The following is a 21,510-nucleotide window of genomic DNA, read 5'->3' on the forward strand; positions in this document are numbered from 1 at the left end:
CGTAATGTGCCGCTCCAATCAAAAATCAAAAGGACTCGTTTTTCATGAATATTAAATTTGCCAGCAAACGGCCCGCTAAAATCGATGCCATAGCTTACGCCATTAAAAAAGATGGTCTTGATGATGCGGATATTAGATTGGAGCAATCGGAATTGATTCGGACAGCGGCCAAAGCGGCGCGCTTTGAAGGCAAGGCCGGTGAGATTTTCGAGACATTCGTCAGCGAATCTGGTGAAACTTTGCGTGTCATTTTGGCCGGCACTGGCAAGGGCAAGTCTGCGAATTTGGAAGCGGCAGGTGGCGCAACCGTGGCAAAGATTTTGACATCCGGTGCCAGGCATCTGGCCATTGACCCGCTGGATCTGAATAAGGACGATCTGGCACGTTTCATGTTTGGTGCAAAACTGCGCAGTTGGCGGATTGACAAATATCGCACCACCATGCCGGAGAATACCAAACCGACGTTGGAAACTATCACCGTGCTGGATACGGATATGGAGTCGGCCAAGGCCTGGACGGATCTTGCTGCTGTTGCGGAAGGCGTTTCGCTTACCCGCGAATTGGTTTCCGAACCTGCTAATGTCATCTATCCCGAAAGCTTTGTAGCGCGTTGCGAGGAACTCAAAGATCTGGGCGTTGAATTTCAGGTTCTTGGTCAGGAAGAAATGGAAAAGCTCGGCATGGGCGCGCTGCTTGGTGTTTCGCAGGGATCCGTAAGGCCACCGCGGCTTCTTGCGATGCGCTGGGACGGGACCGATGGCAAGCAGAAGACACCATTGGCGCTCGTCGGCAAAGGCGTAACTTTTGATACTGGCGGAATTTCGCTGAAGCCGGGCCCGGGAATGGGCGATATGAAATTTGATATGGGCGGTGCTGGCGCTGTTGCTGGTACCATGAAAGCGCTCGCCAGCCGCAAGGCAAAGGCGCATGTTGTGGGCGTTTGCGGTCTCGTCGAGAATATGCCTGATGGTAATGCGCAGCGTCCAGGCGATATTGTTACAAGCATGAGCGGACAAACGATTGAGGTTTTGAACACCGACGCTGAAGGCCGCCTCGTTCTTTGTGATGCGCTCCACTGGACACAGGAAATATATAAGCCGGAGGTTGTGATCAATCTCGCAACATTGACCGGCGCTATTATTATTTCGCTGGGTGACCAGCATGCCGGTTGCTTCTGCAATGACGATGACTTGGCTGAAGATTTGCTCGAAGCGGGCAAAAAATCAGGTGATCCGCTATGGCGTTTCCCGCTTAGCTCAGCCTATGACAAGATGATCAATTCTCCCATCGCCGATATGCAAAATATTGGTGGCAAGGGTGCCGGATCGATTACCGCAGCCCAGTTTCTCAAGCGGTTTATCAAAGACGGTGTGAAATGGTCTCATCTCGATATTGCTGGCATGGTGTGGGCGGATAAGGCTGGGCCCTTGTGGGACAAAGGAGCGACAGGCTTTGGTGTGCGGTTGCTCAACCAGTATATTATTGACCATCACGAACAATAAAGCGGATTGATCGTTGCAGGTCGATTTTTATCATTTGACCCGCGATCCGGCGGATAGACTATTGCCAATGATCGCGCAAAAGACGCTGGACGGTGACTCGCGACTGCTCGTGGTGTCGGCGGACTTCGATCAGATTGAAAAAATCAGTGCGGCGCTTTGGCAATCGAAGCCGGAGAGTTTTCTGGCGCATGGTCTTGCCGGTAGCGAAGAGGAAAGCGCGCAACCGATATTGATTTCTGATGATTGTGCAGCGGCTAACGGGGCCACTTACATCGCGTTGGCGGACGGCATATGGCGCGATGAAGCATTGGCATTTGAACGGGTGTTCTATCTCTTCACGCCAGATCATATAGACAACGCTCGAACGGCATGGCGCAATCTGACAACCAATGACGATGCTACGCCGCGCTACTGGAAACAAGATGGTGGTCGCTGGGTCGAAGGCCCCTGAGTTTTCGCCGTTTCAATTATGATATTATCCTAGATTTGCTCTTTTCCGCTTTTGCAGATAATTCTGTTCACCGGTCGCGCCATAGCTTGATGGAGCCTTTCGCATGCGCAAATATCTTATCCTACCCCTCGCACTCCTCGCCGTTTCTTGCGGCAGTAATGACGATGAGGTCGCTTCCGGCACCTTTGACGACGGTGATGGCGGCAAAGCCAGCTATTCGGTCAAAGGCGATGATGGCGATAGCGAAGTCACCATTAAAACCGACAAAGGCGAAGTCCGCATTTCCGGCGGCGAGAAAGCCAGGGGTTCGCTTCCCATGGGCCTCAAGCTATATCCGGGCGCAGAAATTCAAAGCAGCATGACGGGTTCAGGCGAAGGGTCTACCGGCGCGATGCTCACGTTCAAAACCGATGCCGACAAAGACAAAGTGATCGATTTTTACAAGGATCAGGTCAAATCCAAAGGTCTTGAGGTCAAAGCCGAGGTCAACACCGGCGCAATGAAGATGATTAGCGCAGCCAACAAGGATAGGGAGAGCGGAGTCAATGTGTCAGCCACCGACGATGGCAGCGGCGGCACACAGGTGACGGTGATTGCTGGCGGGAACGGCTGAGACCACCAAAAAACTTGCGGCAATGCAATGCACTCGCTAAGGGCGGCGCAACTCAATTTTATCCCCTTATTCACGGAGCAATATCATGGCCGGTACACGGACATTTTCGATCATTAAACCAGACGCAACCCGCCGCAATCTGACCGGCGCGATCACCGCCAAGCTTGAAGAAGCGGGTCTGCGTGTAATTGCTTCCAAGCGCATTCATATGACCCGCGATCAGGCGGAAGGCTTTTACGCCGTTCATAAAGAACGTCCTTTCTTTGGCGAACTGGTTGACTTCATGATCAGCGGACCGGTTGTTGTTCAGGTACTCGAAGGCGAAAATGCGATGCAGCGTAACCGTGACATCATGGGCGCGACCAATCCAAAGGATGCTGCGCCAGGCACGATCCGCGCCGAATTCGCCGAAAGCATTGAAGCAAATAGCGTCCACGGTTCGGACAGCGATGAAAATGCCGAAATCGAAATTGCGCATTTCTTTAGCAAAGACGAGATCGTCGGGTAAGCAATCCGCGCCGCCCCGGCTTAAGTCGGGGGGATGATTCCAGTCAACTTGTGACCGCCGCGCTGCTGGCTTCGCTGGCGCGTTCCCAGTCATGGACCGCTTCGCGGCGGACGATAATCCAGCTTCCTTCGCGTTTTTTTAGCGTATCGCAATAGCGCCCGGCTACGATCCAGTCGGTTGCTTTGCCTTGTGTTTCACAGGCTGCAAAATCCGGGTTTCCCGGTTCGATGTAGTGATAGGCGACAAAATTGGCCTCGGTTTCTGCGGTTTGTCCATCTTCCGACAGGTTAATGTGAACATTTGAAATCGAATGATGCGTGCCGGGAATGCACTTTAATACGTCGCTGGCAAAGCCGATAAATTCATCCGGCGGCCCGCTATAGTCGCCATGCTTATGCACATGATCGTCAGCAAAGCACGAGCGGACCAGCGCCCAGTCGCGCCGGTCGATGCCCTTGCAATAGCGGTGCAGCACATCGCGGATTTCTTCGCGTGCCGATAGCGCTTCCAGTGTATACATTCTCCACTCCCTCTTTTTGCCAGTGTCATTCTTTCGAAGCGAGACTAGCTTCTTCATCAGGACATCGACCGGAAGGATAAGCATGGGCAGGCTCGAAGGCAAAGTGGCAATAATAACAGGTGCAGCCAAGGGGCTGGGTGAGGCCGATGCGCGGATGTTTGCCCGAGAAGGGGCGACTGTAATACTTACGGATATGGACGAAGATAATGGAAACCGTGTCGCGGCTGAAATCGGTGATGCAGCAGAGTTCCATGTCCAGGATGTGCGCGATGAGCAGGGCTGGGAAGATCTGATCGCCGATGTGGTCACGCGCCATGGCAAACTGGATGTGCTGGTCAACAATGCCGGTGTCGTCGAGCCCGGCACTATTGAGTCGCAAACCGCTGAAGAATGGCGCTTCGTCATGGCGGTGAGCGCCGATGGCACATTCTTTGGCTGCAAATATGCGGTTCCAGCAATGAAAGCATCGGGCGGCGGGTCGATTATCAACATGGCCTCCATCGCTTCGGTGCAGGGCGAACCGGTGGTGGTCGCCTATGCCGCAGCAAAAGGCGCGGTGGAAAGCCTGACCCGCAGCGTTGCGGTCCACAGTGCGAATAATGGTTATAATATCCGCTGCAACAGCGTCCATCCGGCGGGAATTTTGACGCCGATGGTAGAACAAATTGGCCCGAAGATGATGGGCCGCGACGACCTGCGGCCCAATAGCGAAGGGCCAGCAGCAAGCGCTTTGGGCGAACCGGATGATATCGCCAACACCGTGCTTTTCCTCGCGTCGGACGAAAGCAAATTCATCAACGGCGCGGCGATCCGGGTGGATAATGCCAAGTCGGTCGTTGAGGGCGTCGTGGCCTGATTTTGCTCGCTCACGCTCGCTGCGCGTCCACATCCGTGGCTGGTGCCGAAGCAAAGGCGAATGCTTTTGCGCATCAAAAAGGCGCGTAATAAAATTACAAAGTTTAGGAAAGTAAGTCCTGTTCGTGCGCGCGCCCGCGCCCGCGCGTAGCAAGAAGCGTTCCCAACATCGCGTAAGCCACAGAATTAAAGGGGTGTCCGCCATTGCCACGCTGCGCTCCGCTCCTCGCAACGACGTTCTTGGTTCGAAGGAAAATGTCACTGGCCTAAACCGGATCGTCATTGTCATCGGCTGCCATATCACCATCATCGCCAAACCCCGTGCGCACTTCCGGTTTGATCGCGTCCAGCAGCGCTGGCATCCGGTTGCGCGAGATGGCCATCGGGTCAATCTGCACCCCGCCAATCTGCACGCCGGAAAGATTGCCATAGCGCAGCGCATCGCTGTGGCTGAGCAGGAACATCAGCAGCTTGTCCGAATAACGCCGTTTGGTAGAAACCACCTCGCCATCCTTGATCGTCTCTTCGCACACCCCATTGAGCGCACGATCAAAAGCAACCGAGGTCAGCCGCGTACTCGCCAAGCGCAGCGCATCATTCCACGCATTAAGAAAATTATCAGCCTCGGGCTTCAACCGGAAGCGATAGGCGGACTGCGCCGACATTCCTGCCTGCCGACTGGCGTGGTCGACACATCCGGTTTCCGATAAAGTTTCCAGAAAACGCCTTTGCCTGTTGGCGGTCCAGCCATCATGGCGGCCATTGGTGGGAACGGGTTCGTAGTCGGGTATAGCTCCGGCTGCTGCGGGTTGATTCATATGAGGTTCCACATTAGGTTAGTATTTGATTGTATAATAACCGATATGGTAAAATGTAGGAAAGGAGAGATTTACATGGCGCGGTGACAGGGTTTGCCATGCAAAGTTGATAGGTGGGGCATTAGGATGGCATTGGACAGCGGCTAGTGGGCGGGAAACGGAACGACAGCTTTAATATTGCCAATGACCGCTTCATCCCGAAAACAGGCTTCTCGATGTTGAAGGTTCAGAAATCACCGTAGATAATAAACGGTTGCAGGCCAGAGATTTTACTCTCATCTAGTGTCCATGAGTGTGGATGAGTATGCCAAAAAAAATGCAGGGCAAAGCAAAGAACATTTGCTTGATGTCATGGCAGGTGTCGCGAACCGGGACCGAGCGGCGCTGGCGGAACTTTACGAACTAACCTCTGCGAAACTATTTGGCATTTCGCTTCGTATCTGTGGTGATAGGTCGGCTGCGGAGGATGTCCTTCAGGAAGTGTTTATAAAAATCTGGCACCGTGCTGATCAATATCAGGCCGGGACTTATAGCCCGATTTCCTGGCTCTCGGTCATCGCTCGCAATGCCGCGATCGACTGGCGACGGAAATACGGCAACGAGCGATTTAATGAAGAAGCTGTGATTGATATCATTGCCGATGATTCGCCTTTGGGTGATGCTGTAATTGAAGAGAAACAGCAGAAGGCTCGAATCATGCACTGTCTGGAACAATTGGGTGATGAACAGAACAAGCCGATTCGATCGGCATTTTTTGGCGGGTTCACCTATGACGAACTTGCCAAGCAGAATGGTGTCCCGCTCAGCACGATGAAGAGCCGCATCAGACGAGGATTGATGAACCTAAAAAAGTGCCTTGAAGATGATTGATCTGCCAAAAGATCTTGATGATCGCGATCTGCTCGCGGCGGAACTGGTGCTTGGACTGATTGAAGGCGATGACTTGGCGGAAACATTGCGTTTACGTCTTTCTGATCGTGCGTTTGCACAGACAGTCGAGAAATGGGAAGCGCATCTGGCACCGCTGTTTGACCATGTTCCCGAGCAGCAGGCTCCAGATCGAATTTTGCAAGCAATCGAAGCGCGGCTTGATGTGAGACGTGATGGAAGCGATCAGAGCGATGCCACAGACGAAGTCGTCGATCATTCGCTTATTGACCGCTTGAAGCGCTGGCGTGCGGCTGCAATTGTCGGCGGCACGGTTGCCGCGTCGCTCGCCCTGGCTTTGCTGGTCAGACCTTCGCCGGTTGTCGTGACGGAAAGTCGGCCGCAACAACAGGTGGTGGCTCCGCAACTTATTGCCCAACTTACCGGCGAACAGGAAGGCCTGTCGGTCGCGACCCGGTATGATGAGGATAGTGGCCAGTTACATGTTATTATTCAGGGAATCGAACCTGGTAACGGTGCACCTGTATTATGGGTCGTTCCCGCCGATGGCACACCGCGTGCGCTCGGAGTGTTGCCAACTGATCGGGACGGCAGCCTGCAAATCGACCCCAATTATAGCGGCTTTATCGACGCCGGTTCCGTGCTCGCGATAACCATTGAAGATCCGGACGGCGCGCCTTACAAAGCACCAACTACGCCTATTATTGCTTCGGGCACACTTTCAAAAATCTAGCGAATATCTTAGGATATTTGAGATTACGGTGACAAATTGCGGCGACCGTTTACTAATTAGCGAGTAATTTGAACAGCGGCTTTTCGGTAAGTTAAATCGGCTTTGAATGTCCACAATCGGGGCGATACCTGAACGGCGGTTATCTCATTCTTGGCGTCCTTTGTTTCGCGCAGCTAATCGGTGATTTTCCGCTAATCGTTATTCCCGATTTCAAGCGGTCTCCCTTGCAGCAATAAATCCTGATATGGCATCACCATGACCCACGATCCCATACCCATGATTCAATCGATAATCGATCATCCCGAAATGAGCGATGGCGCGCCTCCGTTTACGCGTCGGATGGGTTTTGATAAATATATGCGGTTTACCCGGGTTGCTGTGGGCGAATTTGATCTGGAATGGACGGTTGAGCAGGAACTTTGCCACGTTGATGGCTTTGTTCAGGGCGGCATTACGGTGGTGGTAGCCGATGTTGCGCAAAGTTTTGCGTTCTGGTCGACCAGCACAACGCCCGAAGCCTATTCGACCACGGATTTTCACACCCGCTATTTGCGCCCGATCCGGGCTGGCAAAGTGGTGCGGGTCGAGAGCCGGGTGAACAATCGTTCGAAACGAACCGCCGCTATCGAGTCGCGGTTCATGGATAGTGAAACCGGCAAACTTCTGGCGATTGTGACCGGCGGCTGGGTGGTCGTTGAGCGCAACATCGGGTAGCATTTTCCCGTTTGGCGGGGCTGGATGATATGGGAAGGCGATAAGACCGCAAGACGTGTATTGGATCGGCCGTTGAAGCTCCTGGTAAAATTAAGCGAGCGGCATAGCTTGCCTTGTGTCTCTCTAATCGACTAAGTTGCAAGCATGTCGGAAACCGAAACCTCCCGAAGCGAAGACCCCCGTAAGATATCCGAGGTGGGATTGCCCAAGGCCGCTGTCCGCAAGCTTATCGAGAATAGCCCGATTGCTTCGGTCATCAGCAATCCGCGGTTGCCCGATAATCCGATCATTGCCTCCAACGAAGCATTTAGCGCGCTTACCGGTTATGATGCCGATTTTATTATCGGGCGGAACTGCCGGTTTCTTGCCGGAGAGGCCACCGAACCGTGGCTTACCGAAGAAATTCGCCGCGGCGTGCGCGAGCGAAAGTCCGTGCTGGTTGAAATCCTGAATTATAAAAAAGACGGCACACCGTTTCAAAATGCGGTACTGGTGGCCCCGCTGTTTGATGATGATGGCGAGCTGGAATATTTCCTTGGTTCGCAGGTGGAAATGGAGAGCGATGGCCCTAGTCTTGTTAAAGCAAGGCGAATGCGCGCGGTGTCGATCGTCAAAGATTTATCAAAACGCCAACGTGAAGTTCTGAATTTCATCGCAAAAGGCTTCCTAAACAAACAGATCGCCTACGAGCTTAATTTGAGCGAACGGACGATCAAAATGCATCGGTCGATATTGATGAAACGACTTAATGTACCCAGCGCTGCGGATATGGTGCGCATCGCGGTGGAAGCGGGGATGTAGGCATACGGTCCTAGTACCGTATGGCCGGTCTAATCTGTTTGATCTATCTATAAGAAGCATCGCGGAACAGACTTAATATCTGGGTCGCAAGCCTGATGATATTAGCGGCAATCCTCCCTCCTCCTCGCTGCTTATATTAACGTTCCGCGATGTTCTTTTTTCTAAAATTGATCAGCGATATCTATTATTTTGGTCAATCGCTTCGGCGCGACCATCCGCCAACTTTTCGCTAGCCAGTCGCCAACATGATCCCAATCGGTCCGGCCAATGTCGAGACGAATGGCGATCCAGCCGCCCTTGCCATAGAATTTAGGGAGATAATATAGCTCGGGATCGGCTTCCAGAAGGGCCGATTGCTCATCAAAGCCGGTTGTTTTGACAAGCAACCCAACGCTGGCCTCGCCGTGCAGTTTTTGGGTGAAATAGGCAAAATATTTGCCGGTTTTTTCGCTACCGACGCGCCAGCCCGGCGACCCGAAACTCATCCGCTCATGGGTTTCTGTCAACGCCAGTGCCCGCCGGCGCACTTGCTCCAGTATCCAGTCGGGATCGGCTTCCCGCGTTACATATTTCGCCAGCGTATTGGGATAAAGCTGGTGTTCCGCAATTAATACCCGGCTGGCAAGACGGTCGGCGTTATCCCCCGGCAATATCGCGACTTCGGTTTGCGCCAGCACCGGTCCATCGTCCAGTTCCGGTGTGACCAGATGGACGCTGCATCCTGCGACTTTATCGCCTGCCTCTATCGCCCGCGCGTAGGTGTCGAGACCTTTGTATTTGGGCAGCAAGCTAGGATGAATATTGAGCATCCGATCCTGCCATTTGGAGACAAACGCATCGCTGAGAATACGCATATAACCGGCGAGCACGATATATTCCGCGCCGGAGTTAATCACCGCCTGGTGCATGATCTCGTCATGATCTTCGCGAGACAGGCCCTTGTGAGGATGAGAAAAAGTCGCGATATCTTCTGCCTCGGCAAGTTCCAGACCCCGCGCGCTGGCAGCATTGGACGCCACCAGAACGACTTCATAGGGGCAGCTTTCGGCCTTGGCCGCATAAATCAAAGCCGCCATGTTGGAACCGCGCCCTGAGATCAGGATGGCGATTTTGGCTTTGGGCGTCATCCGATGCTAGCCGTCATGCGTCGCGGTCCAGTCGCTCATCGCCGACCAGGTATCGGCATTGCCTGAAACGGTACAGCCTTTCGCGCCCTCACGAATGTCGCCAATCTGATAGACCGTTTCTCCAGAGTCTTCCAGATCGGCTTTAACCAACGCAGCTTCATCGGGTGATACTGCAAGTACCATACCGATGCCGCAGTTAAACGTGCGCGCCATTTCTTCCGGCTCGATATTACCCTGCGCCTGGAGAAAGGCCATCAGGCGTGGTTGCTCCCAACTTCCTGCATCAACATGGGCATGAACGCCTTCGGGCAAGACGCGCGGGATATTCTCCAGCAGTCCGCCGCCGGTAATATGGGCAAGCGCTTTAATCCGACCGGACTGCATGAGCGGCAGCAGCGATTTCACATAGATTCGCGTCGGCGCAATCAAGGCTTCAATCAAAAGAATTTCCGGATCAAAAAGGGCAGGGCGATTGAGTTTCCAGTCTTTATCTTCTGCCAGACGCCGGACCAGCGAGTAGCCGTTGGAATGAATGCCTGAGGAGGCAAGGCCAAGCAGAACATCGCCTGCTTCCAGCTTTGCGCCCGTCACCGCTTTTTCGCGCTCTACTGCGCCGACGCAAAAACCCGCCAGATCATAATCACCTTCAGCATACATGCCCGGCATTTCCGCTGTTTCGCCGCCAATCAACGCGCAGCCGGACATTTTGCAGCCTTCGGCTATGCCCGCAACGACCCGCTCGGCCACGCCATTTTCGAGTTTTCCAGTCGCAAAATAATCAAGGAAAAATAATGGCTCCGCGCCCTGCACGATCAGATCATTGACGCACATGGCGACCAGATCGATACCCACGCTGTCATGGCGGTCATGGTCGATCGCCAGCTTGAGTTTTGTTCCCACGCCGTCATTGGCAGCAACTAACAGAGGATCATCATAACCGGCTGCCTTTAAATCAAAAAACCCGCCAAATCCGCCGAGTTCAGCATTAGCACCAGCACGCGCCGTTGCTTTGGCCAAGGGCGCTATTGCTTTGACCAATGCGTTACCTGCCTCAATCGAAACACCGGCTTTCGCATAAGTGTACGATTCGGGCTCATTTTTCTTTTCACTCATAAAATAGGCGATTAGACAACTCACGGGTGGATTTCCACGTCATAATCGTCAAAAGAGCGCAAATGAAATTTTTGGCCAATTTAAAAATCCGGATTGTAGCGATATTTGCAGTGCTCGCCGTAGCGGCAGGCGCGGTGGTCTATGCCCAGTTGGAAGGCGGAGAACGCGGCGTTGCACCACTTGCGAGCTCCGGTGATTTTGAAATCATGGGCGTTGAAGTGGATGTGCAGGGCGATGATGCCTTTGACGCCCGAAAAAAAGGTTGGGAAGAAGCGCAGAGAAAAGCGTGGATCATGCTTTACGCGCGAACCCAAGGCGGAAAAACCACCGGATTGCCGGATAGCGCGCTGAACAATATGGTTTCTGCGATCATCGTGGAAAAAGAACAAATTGGCCCTAAACGCTATATTGCCACGCTCGGCGTGATGTTCGACCGTGCACGCGCCGGTTCCATATTGGGCGTCGGCGGACGCCGCCTGCGTTCACCGCCACTTTTGGTCCTGCCGATCATGTGGAGTGGCGGGTCCCCGCAAGTTTTCGAGAATAAAACCGAGTGGCAAAAAGCTTGGGCGCGCTTTCGTGCAGGCGACAGCGCGATTGATTATGTGCGTCCCTATGGCTCGGACAGCGAATCGCTGGTTTTGACCGCTGGTCAGGCTGACCGCAGGGACAGGCGCTGGTGGCGCACGATACTGGATCAATTCGGGGCGGCCGATGTGATTGTTCCGATTGTGCGTCTGCAACGCGAATATCCGGGCGGCCCGGTGACCGGAAAATTCACCGCGCGCTATGGGCCCGACAATAAATTTATCGACAGTTTTACGCTAAAAGTAAAATCCAGCGATGCTATCCCCGAGATGATGGATCAGGCGATTGTGCGGTTGGACAGAGTTTATACCAGCGCCTTGTCGCGGGGTGTTTTGAAAACAGACCGGTCATTGATTATTGAAGACCCGCTCGATCTTGAAGCGCTGGAACAGCAGATTGAAGCAGAAATTGCTACCGAAGCACCAAGCCCGGCAGCAGGGGCCAGTGACACAAGGCAGTCGTCTGATGGCGTCAGCGATGGCGGCGAAGTTGCGCCCTCCAGTGCCGGTGCGATAACAGTGTCTGTACAGTTTAATACTCCAGACGTCGGGGCTGTTGGACGCGGCGAATCATCGGTGCGTTCTGTCCCGGGCGTTTCTTCAGCATCTACCTCCAGCTTGGCGCTGGGCGGTGTTTCGGTAATGCGCGTGAACTACAATGGTGATTTGGCAACGCTCGCTGCGGCGCTGCGTTCACGTGGTTGGCAGGTGCAGCAAGGCGCCGGTGCTTTGCGAATTACGCGCGGTGGCGGTTCAACGCCGGCCAATCCACCAGCAGGAAGCGATAATTCCGGGAGTGGCGATCCCCAACAGTGAGCCAGATAGCGCTTCCTCTGGATACAACCCCGAAGGCGGAGAATAGCGGCTTTCTAGTTACCGCTGCGAATATCGCGGTTTGCAATCAACTGGAAAACTGGCAAGCTTGGCCACATATGACGGCGATTTTGGTCGGACCGCAGTCTTCTGGTAAATCTGCTATTCTTGAGAGCTTTTCCAACGACAGCGGCGGATACATAATGGATGATGCTGACTCGAGGGAAGATGAAGTTATTTTCCATCTGTGGAATCGCGCGCGCGAGGAGCATAAGCCGCTATTGCTGACTTCGCGAATGCCTGTTTCTGAATGGGGCATCGTACTCCCCGATTTAAAATCACGTCTGGCTTCTTCGCTTTTGCTGGAGTTGGGGCCGCCGGATGAAGAAATGATAGCGGGCCTGATGCAGCAATATTTTGTCCGGCGCGGGCTTTCGATCTCCGAGGACGCGCTGGCTTATCTGGCCAAGAGAATGCAACGCAGTTACCGATTTGTTGAACTTTTGGCCGCTAAAATGGATAATATTGCTATAGAGCAGAAAAAACCCGTAACGCTGGCGGTGGCACGGGCTGCACTCGCGGAACAACAATCCGGCGAAGGACCGGACATTTGAGAGAATCCTATGGATAATCTGGCATCAGAAAGAAACAGTCTTGCTGACAATGAGGGCGGGAATGGCGTGCCGTTTCTTGGTGATGCGCAATTGGCAGACGGGTCGGAACGCTATTTTAATCGTGAACTGAGTTGGCTCGGCTTTAACGAGCGGGTGATTGAAGAGGCTCAGAATAGCTCGCACCCGCTGCTTGAGCGCCTGCGTTTTCTCTCAATCTCGGGCAATAATCTCGATGAGTTTTTCATGGTTCGCTTTGCCGGACTGGTCGGTCAATATCGGCAGAATATCGAGGAGCGTTCAGCGGATGGATTAACTGCGGTGCAGCAGTTGCAAGCAATCGCAACACAGGCCGATAAATTATTGAATAATCAGCAGAAAGTCTGGAATGAGCTGACCGGACTATTGGCGAAAGAAGATATTTTTGTTCAGTCGGTTGATGTGCTTGATGAAACCGATCGAACCTGGCTTCGTCGCCACTTTATTGACCAGATTTTTCCAGTCCTGACGCCGCAAGCTTTAGACCCGGCCCACCCGTTCCCGTTTATTCCAAACAAGGGACTCAGTCTGGTTTTCGATCTTGTTCGCAAATCCGACAAGCGCGGTATCAGAGAATTGGTGATGATCCCGTCCGGATTGCCGCGCTTCATCAGAATGCCCGGCGACATTGCGACATATGTATCTGTCGAGTCGGTCATTCGATATCATTCCGATTTGCTGTTCCCCGGCTATGAAGTTTCCAGCGGCGGGCTGTTCCGGATCATTCGAGATAGTGATATTGAAGTCGAGGAAGAGGCAGAAGACCTCGTACGCTACTTCCGTAGTGCGATAAAACGCCGCCGTCGGGGCGATGTAATCAGGCTGGAAATCGGACCGGATTTATCGGAACCCGTCACTACGATGTTACGGGAGCATTTGCTTGATGCGGGAACTGCGGAAAGCCGGATTGATGGTCTGGTTGGCCTGGGTGATCTTGAGCGGCTGGTTGAGGAAGATCGCCCCGATCTCAAATTCGTCCCCTATAGTCCGCGCTTTCCGGAACGGATCAGGGAACATGGAGGTGATTGTTTTGCAGCGATCCGCGACAAGGACATATTGGTGCATCACCCTTATGAATCCTTTGAAGTGGTTATCGAATTTTTGCGGCAGGCGGCTGCAGACCCTGATGTGGTGGCGATCAAACAAACGCTCTATCGCGCTGGCAAGCAATCAGCGGTTATCCGTGCGCTGATTGATGCGGCGGAAGCGGGTAAATCGGTTACCGCCATCGTCGAGTTAAAGGCACGATTTGACGAAGAACAAAATTTGGTGTGGGCCAGCGAGTTGGAGCGTGCAGGCGTGCAGGTGGTCTATGGCTTTATCGAATGGAAAACCCATGCCAAAATATCGATGGTCGTGCGCAAGGAAGCGGAAGGATATCGCACCTACTGCCACTTTGGCACCGGCAATTATCACCCGATTACCGCGAAAATTTATACCGATCTGAGCTTCTTTACTGCGGACCCGAAAGCGGCCCGCGATGCGGCGCAGTTATTCAATTATATCACCGGTTATGTCGAGCCGGAAAAGCTCGAGATGATTTCGATGTCACCGCGTTATTTGCGCAACGATATTATGGCGTTGATTGATCAGGAAATTGCCAGCGAACGGGCCGGCAAACCCGGAATGATCTGGGCAAAAATGAACTCGCTGGTTGATCCGGCCTTGATCGAAAAGCTTTATGCGGCGAGCGATGCCGGTGTCGAGATTGATTTGGTAATTCGTGGAATATGTTGCTTGCGGCCCGGCGTTCCGGGCATGTCTGATAACATCCGGGTAAAGTCAGTGGTCGGGCGTTTCCTCGAGCACAGTAGAATTTGGGCTTTTGGCAATGGCCGGGATTTGCCTAATGACGGCGCGAAGCTCTATATTTCATCGGCGGACTGGATGCCGCGCAATCTGGATCGGCGGGTTGAATATATGATGCCGATCGAGAATAAAACCGTCCATGACCAAATTCTCGATCAGGTGATGGTCGCCAATCTCATCGATGACGAACAGAGCTGGGAGCTTAATTCTGATGGCAGTTACACGCGCGTGGTGCCTTCGGATAACCCGTTTAATCTGCACCGCTATTTTATGACCAATCCCTCTCTTTCCGGGCGAGGCAAGGCGCTCAAGAAGAGCAACGCGGTTCCGCGTCTCAGCTTGCGTCGCCGCAAGAAAAAGGTCTGACGGCATTTTGATGGAGCACCGCGCCAGAGATTTGATCGCACATCAAACGCCTTACGTTAACCGGCGCACCGCGATCATTGATATCGGATCCAATTCAATCCGGCTGGTGGTTTATCAGGGACCTGCGCGCGTACCGGCCATATTATTCAATGAAAAAGTTATGGCGGGTCTGGGCAGGAATCTCGCCACGACCGGAGATATTGCAGAAGACTCCATGGCTTTGGCGATTGGCGCGTTGAAAAGATTTTGCCGTCTTTGCGCCGAAATGCAGGTGGAAGAAACAATTGCGTTTGCAACAGCTGCCGTGCGCGATGCAACCAATGGCAAGGAGCTTTTGAAAGCCGCCAAAAAAGTCGGGTTTGAAACGCTGGTACTCCAAGGGGAAGAAGAGGCTGAATTGGCAGGGCTGGGTGTTTTGTCCGGAATTCCTGGCGCGAACGGTATCGTTGGGGATCTTGGCGGCGGCAGCCTTGAGCTTGCAATGGTAAAAGATGGCATAGTTCTTGAAAAGCACAGCTTTCCGCTTGGTGTTCTACGTGTTGCTGATTTGCGCGCAAAAGGCAAAGACAAGCTCAAGCGACAAGTGCGGAAAATGCTGAAGAAGACCGGATGGGACTCGGCAGAGAAGGGGCTTCCCTTTTATCTCGTCGGCGGTTCGTGGCGATCACTGGCCCGGCTCGATATGCACACAAGCGGTTACCCGCTGCCCGTCATCCATCATTATGAAATGCAACCGCATCGCGCGCGGCGACTGGTAAGCAAGCTGGCACGGCTCGACAAGGCCAAGTTGAAGGCTGTGCCAGGGCTTTCCACATCGCGTATCCCGACGCTTGACGATGCCGCCTGGTTGCTCGCATTCATTGTGCGATATCTTGATAGCAGCGAGATGATCGTATCGGCCTATGGCGTGCGCGAAGGCATGTTGTTTCATAAAATCAGCGAAGCGGAAGCCAAGCGCGACCCTCTTTTGCTGGCGACAGAAGATTCAGGCGCTGCGCAGGCGCGCTTTCCGGCCAATAGCAAATTGCTGGGTAAATGGATTGCGGATATTTTCTCGGATGACCCGCCAGAATGGCACCGGATCCGACAGGCTGCGTGCAATCTTGGCGACGTCGCATGGCGCGCGAACCCCAATTTCAGGGCTGAACGTGGACTGGAAATTGGTTTGCACGGAAACTGGGTTGGCATAACCGGTCCCGAACGCGAGATGCTCGGGCAAGCGCTTTTTACCAGCTTTGGCGGTGGAACCAGTGTATTCCCGGGCGGCGGAAAACTCGCGAGTGAAGAAGCGACACGGCGCGCAATATGCTGGGGGATGGCCATGCGTTTGGCCCAGCGGCTCAGCGGCGGCACACGCAATCCGCTGGAGCACACCCGCTTGCGTCGGGTTGGTAGAAAATTGGAGCTAAGCTTGGCCAAGGAGCTTGTTGAGCTTTATGGCGATTCGGTGGCGAAGAGACACGCACAACTCGCCAGTTATCTTGATTTGGAAGCGGTGATGGTGACTACAAAATAGCCGGCTACTTGGGTTTGACCTTAATCGTCCTCGTTTTCAACTTCCGGTTGGTGGGTCATTTTTAGCTTACCGTCCATAACGGTGAAACTCACCCGCCCCTCAATGAGATCAATAGCATCGCGGCCAAATTCATCCAGCCGCCAGCCTTCCAGAAGCTGAACGCCATCACGCTCGCCAGCGACGATACGGTCAAGGTCATCGGCCCGTGCCAATAGTTTTGATGCCACATTCAGCTCCGCAGACCGTATTTTGAGCAGCAGCTTGAGTAAATCTGCAACCAGTGCACTTGCTTTGCCGGATTTGGGGCGACGATCATTTCTGGAGGGTAGTTCGCTCCGGTCCAATGGTTTGGCGCCAGCCAGCGTCTCCATTAGCCGCTCGCCAATATCATTGCTCTTCCAGCCATTGGATAGTCCGCGTACCTGACCCAATTTTGCCTGATCTTTAGGGGGATGAGCAGCGATATCCGCGAGTGTTTCATCGCGCATTATCCGGCCGCGCGGGAGATCCTTCGATTGCGCTTCTTGCTCGCGCCAGGATGCCAGGGCCTTGAGTCGCCCGAGCACTTCCAGATTGCGGCCCTGTGATTTCACCCGCCGCCAGGCGATTTCAGGATCGTTAACATAATTATCCGGATCGGCGAGCTTTTCCATCTCCGCATTAATCCACATGCCCCGCCCGGTTTCTTTGAGTTTTTCGAGCATCATCGGAAAAATCTCGGCCAGATGGGTGACATCGCCAATCGCATATTTTATCTGGCGCGCATCCAATGGTCGCCGCGACCAGTCAGTAAAGCGCGCGCCTTTATCGAGGGTGATGCCAAGCCAGCTATCGACGAGATTGGCATAGCCAATCTGTTCGCTGGGGCCGAGCGCCATGGCGGCGATTTGGGTATCGAAAATCGGATGCGGCGTCTTGCCGGTCATATTGTGGATGATCTCGACGTCTTGCCCGCCGGCGTGGAAGATTTTGAGAACATCTTCATTATTGACCAGCAAATCAAGCAACGGCTGGAGATCAAGGCCCTTCGCCAGCGGGTCGATTGCTGCCGCTTCCTTGCCGTCGGAAATCTGGATCAGGCAGAGGATCGGCCAATAGGTATTTTCCCGCATGAATTCTGTGTCAACCGCGACAAAATCGGCTTTGCTAAAGCGTTCGCAAATGTCGGCTATGTCCTGACTTTCGGTCAGTAAGGGATGAATGTGCATTTTTATCCTATACATCGGGCGGCTCACCTCGCAAACATTTCATGGGCGCGTCATCGATTTCGATTCAAAGTGGGGAAAAAGCATGGTATTTTGGACACTGGTTCTGGCAGTGGTTCTCGCCATCTTGTTGATAGGCCAGATAATGGCAACGTGGGGCGATGCCTATCTGGCAATCGCTGACCCAAGACCAATTGGCGGAAAAACAATCGAGATAACCATATTGGCCTGGGGTTTTGCGTCGCGTCGCGGGCGCTCCATCCAGGTTGATGATTGTGATGGTCTAGGGATAAATGACATGCGCTTTTTCATGACCGGAAAGGCCGTGCTGATCTGCCTGGTCACCTTCGGTTTCGTACGGACCATCAGCATAGCCTATCGCTGCTATGCCGGTGATAGCGATGTGGGGGACGCATAGTGGCAAAACTCACCCGCCTCGGGCAACAAATCTGGACCAATTATCACAAGACTGCCGCGTGTAACGTCAAGGAACGACTGGAAATCGCCAACGGTGAAGAATCCGGCGGACGCGCCTATCTGAAGAGCGTTGCCGAAACCGTGTTGGAACTTCTTAAGGAAGCGAAGCAATATAACATTCCAGTGCGTCCAATCGGCGCGGGATGGTCACCGGCGCCGATAAATATTGTCGAAGACGGCTGGCTGGTAGAAACTTTGCGGCTCAACAGGACGTTTAAACTGGACGCGGATGCCGTGCACCCGGATTGCGAGATACCGCCGGAGGCGCTGCTACTCGTGCAATGCGGCGCGACGGTTGATGAAGTCTATGAAAGTGCTGAGCAATTGGGTCGTTCACTGCGCACCGGCGGAGCAAGCAACGGCCAGAGCTTTGCCGGCGCCTGCGCTACGGGAACCCACGGTAGTGTCTGGAAATCAGGCGGCATCCAGGATCATGTCCGGGCGGTCCAGTTGGTCACGCCGGAACGCATATTTTGGATCGCGCCGGACAAGGCGGTTCTGTCGGATGAGTTTATTACGCAAACCGGGTCGGAGATAATCCGCGATGACCGGATTTTTGCCGCCTGTCAGGTGCATGTCGGGGCGATGGGATTCATTACCGCGCTGCTGATTGAAACTGATCCTATCTATATGGTGCAGAACATCCAGAAAGCGACCAAGATTGAGCGCGAGCATATTGATTGGCTCTGCCGGGGCGAGTTCACGAAATTTTCACGCGAATTCGGGTTGAATGAAGAGCCCTATTTTCAGCAAATCATCCTCAATCCCTTTGATCCATTTGGGAAAAATGCTTTGTTGCGGTTTCTGTACAAGCGGCCATTCAACCCTGACATTAAACCGCCAACACCATCGCAAATGGGCGCGGGCTATGATGCACTGACATTGCTCGGTAATCTGATGGCGGAAAGCGAGTTCTTTAAGGCCGAGATATTGCAGGTCGCGATGGAGCGCGGATATCCTAAAGATCAGGATGTGGATGATCCGGAACGCATAGCGACGTGGGGCAATACAACCGAAGAACATACACCAATCGCCAATCTGTTCAACGGTTCAGTGACGATCGAGCGGTCCCTTCTCAGTGAGGCTTTCGATTTGATTATCGACAGTTTCCGGAAAGGCGGCGGTGGGACGGTGGTGACGTTGCGGTTCGTTCACAAAGCCCAAGGCTTGCTGGCACCGGCGCGGTGGGAGGACAATGTTGTGATTGATTTTGACGGGCCGAATGTCGAAAGCAGCCATAGCGGGTACAAGAAAGTTGTTGAGGCGCTGGATGATGCCGGTGTCCCGTTCACGCGCCACTGGGGGAAAACCAATAATCTCGACGAACGCCGGGTGAAGCGGGATTATGAGCAGGATTATGCCAACTGGCGCTGGGCGCAGGCGCAAGTGATGCCTGATCCGGCCGAGCGGCAGGTTTTTGCCAACGATGAACTGGTGAAACTGGGTTTGATTTAATTACCACGCAGGATCGACCCCCGCTCATGCCGAGCTTGTCGCAGCATCTCGTAAACAACCACCCTTCGACGGGCTCAGGGTGAGCGGGTGGAAAGTACCGCTCTTCCTATCTCTACCCTTGACAAATGCGCGCTTCCCCTGTGTTACGCGCAGGACTTAACAATTAGATATTTTCTGAGATTTGAAGGCCCATCATGCACGCATATCGCACCCATAATTGTTCGCAGCTCCGCCAATCGGATGTTGGCCACGAAGCCCGTCTGTCTGGCTGGATCCATAACAAACGCGATCATGGCAATTTGCTGTTCGTCGATCTGCGCGATCATTTTGGTCTGACCCAGATTGTTAGCGAACAGGGTAGTGACGCGTTCAAGCTGCTCGACGGCGCGCGCAAGGAATCGGTGATTACCGTGACCGGTAAAGTGACCGCGCGGTCGGATGAAACGATCAACACCAATCTGCCAACGGGCGAAATAGAGCTGGTTGCAGATACCGTCGATATGCAAGGGCCAGCGGAGGAATTGCCGATGCCGGTGTTTGGCGAGCAGGAATATCCCGAAGATATCCGCCTGCGCTATCGCTTCCTCGATCTGCGCCGCGAAAAAGTTCATGCCAATATGATGCTGCGTTCCAAGGTCATCAGCAGCCTGCGTAATCGCATGGTGGAGCAGGGCTTTACCGAATTTCAGACACCGATCCTGACGGCTTCCTCTCCTGAAGGCGCGCGCGATTATCTGGTGCCAAGCCGTGTCCATCCGGGCAAATTCTATGCGCTGCCGCAGGCCCCGCAGATGTTCAAGCAGATGCTGATGGTCGCCGGTTTTGACCGCTATTTCCAGATTGCGCCCTGTTTCCGTGATGAAGATGCGCGGGCGGATCGCTCTCCCGGTGAGTTTTATCAGCTCGACCTGGAAATGAGCTTTGTCACGCAGGAAGATGTGTTTCAGGCGCTTGAGCCGGTTCTGGCCGGTGTGTTTGAAGAATTTGCCGATGGGCGCAGCGTGACTCCAGCCGGTGAATTTCCGCGCATTCCGTATAAAGAATCCATGCTGAAATACGGCTCGGATAAACCTGATCTGCGCAACCCGATCATCATTCAGGATGTGTCGGAGCATTTCAAAGGTTCGGGCTTCGGACTGTTTGACAAAATCACTTCAACGGGCGGAACCGTGCGGGCTTTTGTCGCGCCGGAAGCGGGCAAGAAGAGCCGCAAGTTTTTCGATGCGATGAATGATTGGGCGCGGGGCGAAGGCTTTGCGGGTCTGGGTTATATCAACATGAAGGACGGCGCGGCTGGCGGGCCGATTGCCAAGAACCACGGGGAAGAAGGCACGGCAAAGCTGCTCGCAGACCTCGGCTGTGGTCCCGATGATGGTGTGTTTTTTGCAGCGGGCAAAGAAGCGGATGCCGCGAAACTGGCCGGTGTGGCGCGGACCCGCACGGCAGTACAACTGGATCTGATCGACGAAAACGCATTCAAATTCTGCTGGGTCGTCGATTATCCGATGTTTGAATATGATGAGGAACTCAAGAAACTTGATTTCTCGCACAACCCGTTCTCGATGCCGCAGGGCGAACTGGACGCGCTGGAGAATAAAGACCCGCTCGATATTCTCGCCTGGCAATATGATATTGTCTGCAATGGCATTGAGCTCAGTTCCGGCGCGATCCGGAATCACCGGCCCGATATCATGTATAAAGCGTTTGAAATTGCCGGTTACACCAAGGAGCAGGTCGACACGGAATTTTCCGGAATGATTAACGCGCTGAAATATGGCGCGCCGCCGCATGGTGGTTCGGCTCCGGGTGTGGACCGGATCGTGATGCTGCTCGCGAACGAACCCAACATCCGCGAAGTCGTGCTGTTCCCGATGAACCAGAAAGCCGAAGACCTGATGATGAGCGCGCCAAGTGGTGTCTCGCAAAAGCAATTGCGCGAGCTGCATATTCGCGTTGTCGAGCCGCCGAAAGAAGGGTGAATATCGGGGC

At 53.7% G+C, this 21,510-nt stretch carries 21 protein-coding genes; 16 read left to right on the forward strand and 5 right to left on the reverse strand.

The window, feature by feature from the left end; translation table 11 throughout:
* The first annotated feature begins 44 nt into the window (after positions 1 to 44).
* From HF685_RS15815 to ndk, 4 genes are all read left to right on the forward strand, one after another.
* Positions 45 to 1,502 (forward strand): leucyl aminopeptidase, encoded by a 1,458-nt coding sequence (locus HF685_RS15815; protein ID WP_168820965.1) that lies wholly within the window; start codon positions 45 to 47, stop codon positions 1,500 to 1,502.
* Positions 1,503 to 1,515: 13 nt separating this feature from the next.
* Positions 1,516 to 1,953: a DNA polymerase III subunit chi gene (locus HF685_RS15820; protein WP_168820967.1), complete on the forward strand. Its 438-nt coding sequence runs from the start codon at positions 1,516 to 1,518 to the stop codon at positions 1,951 to 1,953.
* A 103-nt stretch (positions 1,954 to 2,056) separates the two neighbouring features.
* Positions 2,057 to 2,566, forward strand: a complete 510-nt coding sequence (locus HF685_RS15825; RefSeq protein ID WP_168820969.1) for a hypothetical protein — start codon at positions 2,057 to 2,059, stop codon at positions 2,564 to 2,566.
* Between the two features lie 85 nt (positions 2,567 to 2,651).
* Positions 2,652 to 3,074, forward strand: a complete 423-nt coding sequence (gene ndk / locus HF685_RS15830; RefSeq protein ID WP_168820970.1) for a nucleoside-diphosphate kinase — start codon at positions 2,652 to 2,654, stop codon at positions 3,072 to 3,074.
* Positions 3,075 to 3,117: 43 nt separating this feature from the next.
* Here the strand turns inward: ndk and HF685_RS15835 are convergent, their stop codons facing one another.
* The gene (locus HF685_RS15835; protein WP_168820972.1) at positions 3,118 to 3,594 is read right to left on the reverse strand and encodes a nuclear transport factor 2 family protein; all 477 of its coding nucleotides are present in this window, start codon (positions 3,592 to 3,594) and stop codon (positions 3,118 to 3,120) included.
* Between the two features lie 82 nt (positions 3,595 to 3,676).
* Here HF685_RS15835 and HF685_RS15840 point away from each other — a divergent pair, with 82 nt between their 5' ends.
* Complete coding sequence (locus HF685_RS15840; RefSeq protein ID WP_168820974.1) at positions 3,677 to 4,450, forward strand: SDR family oxidoreductase; 774 nt, start codon at positions 3,677 to 3,679, stop codon at positions 4,448 to 4,450.
* 265 nt (positions 4,451 to 4,715) lie between these two features.
* Here the strand turns inward: HF685_RS15840 and HF685_RS15845 are convergent, their stop codons facing one another.
* A complete protein-coding gene (locus tag HF685_RS15845) occupies positions 4,716 to 5,267 on the reverse strand; it encodes a hypothetical protein (RefSeq protein ID WP_168820976.1) in 552 nt (183 codons plus the stop codon).
* Between the two features lie 288 nt (positions 5,268 to 5,555).
* On the opposite strand from HF685_RS15845, the gene HF685_RS15850 reads away from it, so the two are divergent.
* From HF685_RS15850 to HF685_RS15865, 4 genes are all read left to right on the forward strand, one after another.
* Entirely contained in the window at positions 5,556 to 6,137 is a 582-nt protein-coding gene (locus HF685_RS15850; RefSeq protein WP_168820978.1) for a sigma-70 family RNA polymerase sigma factor, read from the forward strand.
* Complete coding sequence (locus HF685_RS15855) at positions 6,130 to 6,888, forward strand: anti-sigma factor (RefSeq protein ID WP_168820980.1); 759 nt, start codon at positions 6,130 to 6,132, stop codon at positions 6,886 to 6,888. The genes HF685_RS15850 and HF685_RS15855 overlap by 8 nt, the downstream gene beginning before the upstream one ends.
* Positions 6,889 to 7,143: 255 nt before the next feature.
* Complete coding sequence (locus HF685_RS15860) at positions 7,144 to 7,602, forward strand: PaaI family thioesterase (RefSeq protein ID WP_168820982.1); 459 nt, start codon at positions 7,144 to 7,146, stop codon at positions 7,600 to 7,602.
* A 144-nt stretch (positions 7,603 to 7,746) separates the two neighbouring features.
* Complete coding sequence (locus HF685_RS15865) at positions 7,747 to 8,403, forward strand: LuxR C-terminal-related transcriptional regulator (RefSeq protein WP_168820984.1); 657 nt, start codon at positions 7,747 to 7,749, stop codon at positions 8,401 to 8,403.
* A gap of 161 nt (positions 8,404 to 8,564) precedes the next feature.
* Here the strand turns inward: HF685_RS15865 and purN are convergent, their stop codons facing one another.
* Positions 8,565 to 9,530 carry a phosphoribosylglycinamide formyltransferase gene (purN, locus tag HF685_RS15870; RefSeq protein WP_168820986.1) on the reverse strand — a complete coding sequence of 322 codons (966 nt, stop codon included), beginning with the start codon at positions 9,528 to 9,530 and terminating at the stop codon, positions 8,565 to 8,567.
* Between the two features lie 6 nt (positions 9,531 to 9,536).
* The gene (purM, locus tag HF685_RS15875) at positions 9,537 to 10,643 is read right to left on the reverse strand and encodes a phosphoribosylformylglycinamidine cyclo-ligase (RefSeq protein ID WP_168820988.1); all 1,107 of its coding nucleotides are present in this window, start codon (positions 10,641 to 10,643) and stop codon (positions 9,537 to 9,539) included.
* Between the two features lie 62 nt (positions 10,644 to 10,705).
* On the opposite strand from purM, the gene HF685_RS15880 reads away from it, so the two are divergent.
* The 4 genes from HF685_RS15880 to HF685_RS15895 are packed head-to-tail and all read left to right on the forward strand — an operon-like array spanning position 10,706 to position 16,384.
* Positions 10,706 to 12,046, forward strand: a complete 1,341-nt coding sequence (locus HF685_RS15880) for a heavy-metal-associated domain-containing protein (RefSeq protein ID WP_211051254.1) — start codon at positions 10,706 to 10,708, stop codon at positions 12,044 to 12,046.
* On the forward strand, positions 12,043 to 12,657 hold the full coding sequence (locus HF685_RS15885; protein WP_168820990.1) for a P-loop NTPase family protein: 615 nt from the start codon (positions 12,043 to 12,045) through the stop codon (positions 12,655 to 12,657). The genes HF685_RS15880 and HF685_RS15885 overlap by 4 nt, the downstream gene beginning before the upstream one ends.
* Positions 12,658 to 12,666: 9 nt before the next feature.
* A complete protein-coding gene (locus HF685_RS15890) occupies positions 12,667 to 14,868 on the forward strand; it encodes an RNA degradosome polyphosphate kinase (RefSeq protein WP_168820992.1) in 2,202 nt (733 codons plus the stop codon).
* 31 nt (positions 14,869 to 14,899) lie between these two features.
* On the forward strand, positions 14,900 to 16,384 hold the full coding sequence (locus HF685_RS15895) for a Ppx/GppA family phosphatase (RefSeq protein ID WP_246218667.1): 1,485 nt from the start codon (positions 14,900 to 14,902) through the stop codon (positions 16,382 to 16,384).
* A gap of 20 nt (positions 16,385 to 16,404) precedes the next feature.
* On the opposite strand, the gene rnd is transcribed toward HF685_RS15895, so the two are convergent.
* Positions 16,405 to 17,592: a ribonuclease D gene (gene rnd, locus HF685_RS15900; RefSeq protein ID WP_168820997.1), complete on the reverse strand. Its 1,188-nt coding sequence runs from the start codon at positions 17,590 to 17,592 to the stop codon at positions 16,405 to 16,407.
* An 82-nt stretch (positions 17,593 to 17,674) separates the two neighbouring features.
* Here rnd and HF685_RS15905 point away from each other — a divergent pair, with 82 nt between their 5' ends.
* The 3 genes from HF685_RS15905 (at position 17,675) to aspS (ending at position 21,500) form a co-directional block, all read left to right on the forward strand.
* Complete coding sequence (locus HF685_RS15905) at positions 17,675 to 18,007, forward strand: hypothetical protein (protein ID WP_168820999.1); 333 nt, start codon at positions 17,675 to 17,677, stop codon at positions 18,005 to 18,007.
* Positions 18,007 to 19,521 (forward strand): FAD-binding protein, encoded by a 1,515-nt coding sequence (locus HF685_RS15910; protein ID WP_168821001.1) that lies wholly within the window; start codon positions 18,007 to 18,009, stop codon positions 19,519 to 19,521. Before HF685_RS15905 ends, HF685_RS15910 begins: the two co-directional genes overlap by 1 nt.
* A 194-nt stretch (positions 19,522 to 19,715) precedes the next feature.
* Positions 19,716 to 21,500, forward strand: a complete 1,785-nt coding sequence (gene aspS / locus HF685_RS15915; RefSeq protein WP_168821003.1) for an aspartate--tRNA ligase — start codon at positions 19,716 to 19,718, stop codon at positions 21,498 to 21,500.
* Positions 21,501 to 21,510: the final 10 nt, after the last annotated feature.

The organism is Parasphingorhabdus halotolerans, from assembly GCF_012516475.1.
In the GTDB taxonomy this organism is placed as follows: Bacteria; Pseudomonadota; Alphaproteobacteria; order Sphingomonadales; family Sphingomonadaceae; genus Parasphingorhabdus; species Parasphingorhabdus halotolerans.